The organism is Rhizobacter sp. P3_B12 (assembly GCF_056402895.1).
In genome coordinates this window covers 1-6,661 of sequence record NZ_JBFUGN010000278.1, presented here as the reverse complement: position 1 = coordinate 6,661, position 6,661 = coordinate 1, and the positions used below count along the sequence as shown (strand labels likewise).

Here is a 6,661-nt window from a genome sequence, read left to right as displayed (position 1 = left end):
GAGACGTCGATCAGGTCGTTGATCAACCTCAGCAGGTGGGTGCCCGATGACTCGATCAGCTCGAGGCGATGCTGCACGGCAGGTTCGCTCGCCTCGAGATGGAGCAGCCGTGCGACGCCGAGGATGCCGTGCAACGGCGTGCGCAGCTCATGGCTGATGTTGGCGAGGAACTGGTTCTTGACCTCGATCTGCCGCTGCGCCAGCTCGAGTGCGGCCGCCTTCTCCCGGGCCAGCGCCTGGGCCTCGACCCTCAGCAGGATGCTGGCGGTGAGGCGTCGTTCGCCGGCGCGGGCCGTCAGCAATTGCAGGCCCAGCAGCATCAGCAATCCGAGGCTGCCGACCACGCCGACTTCATCGGCCCGCAGCGCCAGCCCGAGGGCCGTGGGCACGATGATCGGCCCCACATAGGCCGCGGTGGCCAGCAGGCGGGCCTGCAGCCCGAAGGTGGCGACGCAGGTCACGCAGGCCAGGGCCGCCGCGACGAAGGACGAGACCTGCACCGGCTGGTGCATCAGCCAGAGGCCCGCCACCCCCCAGACCGCGCCGTCGAGTGCCAGCAGGCCGTACGTCAGGCGCCGCCAGCCTCGGGTGGCCGGCTGCCCGGCGCGCGCATGCCTGTGGGCCGTGAAGATCCGCAGGGCCGACACCGTCAGCTTGACGATCATCCAGCCGCGCACCCAGTCGAGCGGGGTGGAGCCCGACCAGTMGATCGCCAGCAGCACGGCGAATGCCGTCGCGAGCAGCGTGCCGGCGCGTGTGTGCAGCAGCACCATGCGCAGCAGTTCGGCTGCGACGTGTTCGGCGTGGGCGGCGTCCAGCGGGGGGATGGGTCCAACCTCGCCAGGAGCGCCAAGGCCCGGGATCTCACCCGACGTGCGATGCAGTGCCATGTGTTGTCTCCCCGCGCGCCAGTATGCAACCGGGCCGGGCCGGTGGGCCGCTGGCGGGCGGCCGGCGCCGGCCGGTCGCTTCATTTCGGGACATACGTACACTGTTGGATTGCCAGTCCACAACGATCCGATGACCATCCTGTTGGCCCCGATGGAGGGGTTGCTCGATTTCACGCTGCGTGACGTGCTCACCCGCGCCGGCGGCATCGACCGTTGCGTCTCCGAGTTCATCCGCGTCACCGGCACCTTGCTGCCGGAGCGCGTGTTCCTGCGCATCGTTCCGGAATTGCGCCATGGCGGGCGCACGCCGAGTGGCGTGCCGGTCAGCGCGCAGCTGCTCGGTTCCGATCCGGGCTGCCTGGCCGAGAATGCCGCGCGCCTGGCGTCGCTGGGACCGGCCGGCATCGATCTCAATTTCGGCTGTCCGGCGAAGGTCGTGAACCGGCATGGCGGCGGCGCCGCGCTGTTGCAGGATCCGGAGCTGCTGGCGCGCATCGTCGCCGCGGTGCGGCGTGCGGTGCCGATGACGATGCCGGTGACGGCYAAGATGCGCCTCGGCTTCGACGACGACCTGCGGGCCGTGGAATGCGCGCAGGCCATCGCGGGTGCCGGCGCGGCGGAGCTGGTCGTGCACGCACGCACCAAGGCGCACGGCTACCGCCCGCCGGCCTATTGGGACCGCGTGCATGCGGTGCGCATGGCCGTGCCGATTCCGGTGATCGCGAACGGCGAGATCTGGACGGTGGCCGATGCGCATCGCTGTCGCCAGGTGTCGGGATGCGATGCGCTGATGGTCGGCCGCGGCATGGTGGCCGACCCGGGGTTGGCGCGTGCCATCGCTCGGCCGGGCAGTTCGCTCGGCTGGGCGCAGCTGCTGCCGCTGATGCTGCATTTCTGGCAGCTCGTGGGCGGGCATGTCGAGCCGCGTCATCGCGCCGGTCGCCTCAAGCAGTGGTTGAATTRCCTGCGGCGCCGCCACCCGGAGGCCGAAGCGGCCTACCAGGCGGTGCGCACCATCAATGACCCGCAACTGCTGGAATTGCATCTGCAACAGTGGTGCGGCGCGAGTCATACAGCTTCACACGCGAGACATCAAGCGATTGCAGACGTGCCCGCATAATGACCTGAACCATTTCGAGGATCCCGACTCGTGAAACGCCCGACCCGTGCCTTGCTGATCACCGCTCTCCTGCTCCCGTTGCTGCATGCCTGTGGCGGCAACAGCGACGAAGACCAGGGCTCTGTGCGCCTGATCAATGCCACCTCCGATTTCGCGCAGCTCGACGCCTACCGCGACGACAGCGGCATCATCAGCAACGTGGCCGCCGGGGCCGGCAGCGGCTATGCCAACCTCGACGAAGACAGCTACACCTTCAAGATCGCCCAGAGCGGCTCCGGCGTCACGGCGGCCAGCCTGTCGGGCTCGGTGTCGGCGGGCTCGCACTATGCGTTGCTGGCCTATGCGAGCGGGTCTGCGTTGCAGGTCAGCTACCTGACCGAAGACGAAGGCGCGCCGAGCTCGGGCCAGGCCAAGCTGCGCTTCATGAACACCGCCGGTCTCGAAGCCGGCAACGTCGACGTGTACGTCGGCCAGGCGGCGTGCAATGCGCTGGGTGCCACCTCCATTGCGGCCGCGAGCGGGCTGTCGACCGCGACCTCGGCGACGGCCCCGACCGCCTACACCGCGTTCGTCGCCGGCACCTACCACGTGTGCGTGACCGCCGCCGGCAGCAGGACCGACGTGCGGCTGGACATCCCGGCGTTGGCGCTCGGCAACCAGCAGGTCGCCACGCTCGTGCTGACCCGCAGCAGCGGTGGCGTGCTGGTGAACGGGCTGCTGGTCAACCAGCAAGGGGCGGTGACGCCGAGCGCCAATCTGTCGACGCGCGTGCGCGTGGTGGCCAACACCCTGGTGGCGACCGACACGATCAACGTCGCGGTCAACGGCACGACCGTCGGCAGCAACCTCCCGCCGGCCTCGGTGGGCAGCTACCGCCTGGTGACGGCTGGCGCCCTGAACGTCACCGTCAACGGTGCGGCCGTGGACGTCGGCACGTCGACGGCTCCTGCCGGCGGCGACCTGACACTGCTCGTGACCGGCGACGTGGCGTCTCCCAAGCTCTCGGTGCTCACCGACGACAACACGCCGTCGACCAGCGCTTCCGAGCCGGTCAAGCTGCGCCTGGTCAATGCCGTCAACGGCCTGACGGGCAGCGCGACGCTGACGCTCGACAGCGACGTGATCGGCGACGACGTCGCGTTCGGCACCGCCTCGGCGCCGGCCACGGTGGCGACCAGCGCGGCGTTGGCGACGATCGTGGCCAACGCCGGGTCGACCAGGCTCTGGCAGGCCACGGACCAGACGCTGACGACCGGCAAGGTCTACAGTGTCTTCCTGCTGGGCAACACGTCGACGGTGGGCACCTCCAGCCTGATGCGCGCCGACCGCTGAGGCGGTTCAGGGTTTCCCCCTCGGAGTTCCACCGGCTCCAGGGGGACTCTTCGACGGGCGATGGGGCTATAGTCGTCCGCATCCGGAGGGTGCGGCGATGTTGTTGCAGCGCGCGTTCAGGGCCGTCGATGTCTTGATGGTCGAAGACAACCCGGGCGATGTTCGTTTGACGCGCGAAGCACTGCGCCGCAACGGGCATGACCTGCGCCTGCACCATGCCGAGGACGGCATCTCGGCGATGCGGTTCCTGCATCGCGAGACCCCTTACGAAACGGCACCGCGGCCCGACCTCATCCTGCTCGACCTGAACCTGCCGTTGATGGGCGGTCGAGACGTGCTCGCGGCAATCAAGTCCGATGCAGCGCTGCGGTCCATCCCGGTGATCGTGCTGAGCACCTCGCAGTCGGACGACGACGTGTCCCATGCGTACGACTTGCAGGCGAACTGCTTCATCAGCAAGCCCGCCGACCTGCACGAGTTCAACCAGGTGATCCACAACATCGAGCGCTTCTGGCTGCAGACGGTGAGCCTCGTCGGTCGCGGGGGCGTGGCGTGAACGGCCTGCGCCGTGTCCTGCTGATCGAGGACAGCGCGGGAGACGCGCGATTGATCAAGGACATGCTGTCGCAAGTGCGGACCGATGAGTTCACGCTGACCTGGTGCGAGAACCTGGATGCCGGCGTGCAGGCGCTGGCGCAGCAGCACTTCGACGTGCTGCTGCTCGACCTCGGCCTGCCCGGCACCTGGGGTCTCGACACGATGCGCCAGTTGCTTGCGCAGCCGGTGAAGGTGCCCGCCCTGGTGGTGATGAGCGGACTCACCGACGAGGCGGTCGCGCTGGAGGCGATCCAGTCCGGCGCGCAGGACTACCTGGTCAAGGGCGAGGTGACCGCGGACTTGCTGTCGAGAGCGATCCGCTATGCGATCGGGCGGCGCCACGCCGAGGACCTGGTCCACGCCCATACCGCCGAACTGGTGATCGCACGGGATCGGGCGGAGGTGGCCAACCGGGCCAAGAGCGCGTTCCTCGCGGCGATGAGCCACGACCTGAGGACGCCGCTCAACGGCGTGCTGGGCTTCGCGCAACTGCTGCAACGGGACAGGAACCTGACGCAGCGGCAGCAGGCGGGCGTGAATGCCATCCGGCAGAGCGGCGAACACCTGCTGACCTTGATCAACGACATCCTCGATCTCGCGAAGATCGAAGCCGGCAAGTTCGAGCTGTGCCCGACGGTATTCGATCTCCCTCGCTACCTCGACGGCCTGGTCGAGCTGATGGGCGTCAGGGCCAGGCAGAAGCCCGCGTTGCAGCTGGGCGCGGAACTGTCCGCCGACCTGCCGGCGACCTTCCGGGCCGACGAGAAGCGGCTGCGGCAGGTGTTGTTGAACCTGCTCGACAACGCCGTCAAGTTCACCGAGCACGGCACGGTGACATTGCGGGTGCGGACCGGCGCCTCGAACGCGCTGCGCTTCGAAGTGCAGGACACCGGCGCCGGCATGGATGCCGCGCAGCTGTCACGGCTGTTCCAACCGTTCGAGCAGGTGGGCGGGCTCGAGGACCGAAACCGCGGCACCGGCCTGGGCCTGGCGATCAGCCGGCAGTTCGTGCGGCTGATGGGCAGCGAGATCCATGTCCAGAGTGCGAAGGGCGAAGGCACGCGCTTCTGGTTCGACCTGGCGCTGGAGCCCGCTGCGCAGGACGGCCCGTCCGCACCCCCTTCGGCACCTGGCTGCGTGGTCGGCTATGCCGGGGGGCGGCGCAGGATCCTGGTGGTGGACGACGTGGTGACCAACCGCGCCTTGTTGCTCGACATGCTGGGCGGCCTGGGCTTCGATCTGTGCGAGGCCGGCGATGGCGCCGAGGCGTTGTCCATGCTCGCCGGCAGCAAGCCGGACCTGATCCTGCTCGACATCCGGATGCCCCGCCTCGGAGGCCTTGAAACCTTGGGCCTTCTGCGGCGGACCCATGCGCAGCTGCCGGTGATCGCGATCTCGGCAGGGGCGATGGTGGACGACAAGGAAAKGAGCCTGTCGGCCGGTGCCAACGCGTTCTTGACGAAGCCGATCAACCTGCAAGCGCTGCTGGACCAGATGGGCGCACTGCTCGACCTGGAATGGGTCGAGGAAACCAGTGCGCTGCCATCGGTCCCGGGCGCAGCCACGAACTAGCGCAGGATGTTCTGCGTGCGAGCGACGGCTTCGGTCCGGTTGCGCACGTTCATCACCTTGAAGATGCGCGACAGGTAGTTGCGCACGGTATTCGGCGAGATGTTCAGCTCGGTCGAGATGCGCTTGTTGGGCATGCCCTGGCAGACGCACTTCAGCACGGCTGCTTCGCGCGGCGCGAGGTCGTAGGCGGCAGCGAGGTTCTCTTCCGCGTAGGTCTGCTCGCTGGCCTCGATCTCGGACGTGGCGGCGACATGCGTCATCTCGTCTTCGGTCGGCATGTACTTGTTGCCGCCCAGCAGCGAGGTCACCGCCTGCAGGATGTCGGCAGCCGAGCGCGACTTGGGAATGAACCCGGAGGCGCCCACGGCCACGGCGCTCGACACGAAGCGTCGCGTCGTGTGCGTCGAGAACACGGCGATCGGCGGGCAGGCCGGAAGCTTCCTGAGGAACACCACGCCATTCAGGCTGGGCCCGATGGGCGACGAGATGCCGAGCAGCACCAGGTCGACGGTCTCGTTCGAAAGGATGTTGCGTGCCGTCTGGAAATCGCCTGCGGCCAACGTGATCACCGGCCGCTCGAGCTTGTTCAGCAACAGGCTCACGGCGTCCCTGACGATCTCGTGGTCATCGACGATCAGAATCCTTGCTATTCCACTACTGCTTGTCATACCTGCCTCGATGTTGAAAAGATGAGAGTCCGGTCCCTGGATCTTGGTGTGATGCCACTTCGCGGCGGCGTCATCTTCTGGAGTCAGGCTGCTTGAGCCTTGACACCGATGTTGGATCTGCCGTGTGCAGGCAGCATGGGTGATTCGTGCATCTTGTCTGCACATCCTGCGATGGGTGTCTCTGGATGCTTGTGCGATGTGACTGTTGCTTGTTCGCGAAGCACGGACAGCAAGGTCTTGGAGCCGGTGCCGGTCTTGTGGCGCGCGCTGGTGTGCTCGTGCGCCTTGGCCGCCTGCCGTGCGCGAAGAATGTCTTCACGGCGCCGGGCCTGGGCCAGCTCGCTCTGCAGCAGATCGATCTGGCTGTTCGCGTGCTGGAGGAATTCGCGGGTGGCGGCCCGCTGGGCGTCGAACTGGCGCCTCAGCACGGACAGTCGCTTGTCGAAGCAGTGATGCGCCAGCCACCACACGGCGATCAGGAT

The 6,661-nt window shown here is 67.7% G+C and carries 7 protein-coding genes; 4 read left to right on the top strand and 3 right to left on the bottom strand.

Features of this window, described 5'->3' with window-relative positions:
* Positions 1–890, bottom strand: an 890-nt coding sequence (locus AC1D01_RS15885; protein WP_477867844.1) for a sensor histidine kinase, incomplete at its 3' end; no start/stop codon positions are given.
* Positions 891–1,020: 130 nt separating this feature from the next.
* On the opposite strand from AC1D01_RS15885, the gene AC1D01_RS15880 reads away from it, so the two are divergent.
* The 4 genes from AC1D01_RS15880 (at position 1,021) to AC1D01_RS15865 (ending at position 5,511) form a co-directional block, all read left to right on the top strand.
* On the top strand, positions 1,021–2,010 hold the full coding sequence (locus tag AC1D01_RS15880; RefSeq protein ID WP_477867842.1) for a tRNA dihydrouridine synthase: 990 nt from the start codon (positions 1,021–1,023) through the stop codon (positions 2,008–2,010).
* Positions 2,011–2,040: 30 nt separating this feature from the next.
* On the top strand, positions 2,041–3,342 hold the full coding sequence (locus AC1D01_RS15875) for a DUF4397 domain-containing protein (protein WP_477867840.1): 1,302 nt from the start codon (positions 2,041–2,043) through the stop codon (positions 3,340–3,342).
* Between the two features lie 97 nt (positions 3,343–3,439).
* Entirely contained in the window at positions 3,440–3,898 is a 459-nt protein-coding gene (locus AC1D01_RS15870; protein WP_477867838.1) for a response regulator, read from the top strand.
* Complete coding sequence (locus tag AC1D01_RS15865) at positions 3,895–5,511, top strand: response regulator (protein ID WP_477867836.1); 1,617 nt, start codon at positions 3,895–3,897, stop codon at positions 5,509–5,511. Before AC1D01_RS15870 ends, AC1D01_RS15865 begins: the two co-directional genes overlap by 4 nt.
* On the opposite strand, the gene AC1D01_RS15860 is transcribed toward AC1D01_RS15865, so the two are convergent.
* Both AC1D01_RS15860 and AC1D01_RS15855 read right to left on the bottom strand, forming a co-directional pair.
* Positions 5,508–6,179 (bottom strand): response regulator transcription factor, encoded by a 672-nt coding sequence (locus tag AC1D01_RS15860; RefSeq protein WP_477867834.1) that lies wholly within the window; start codon positions 6,177–6,179, stop codon positions 5,508–5,510. The genes AC1D01_RS15865 and AC1D01_RS15860 overlap by 4 nt on opposite strands.
* Before the next feature lie 83 nt (positions 6,180–6,262).
* A partial coding sequence (locus tag AC1D01_RS15855; RefSeq protein ID WP_477867832.1) for a hypothetical protein occupies positions 6,263–6,661 on the bottom strand: 399 nt, incomplete at its 5' end.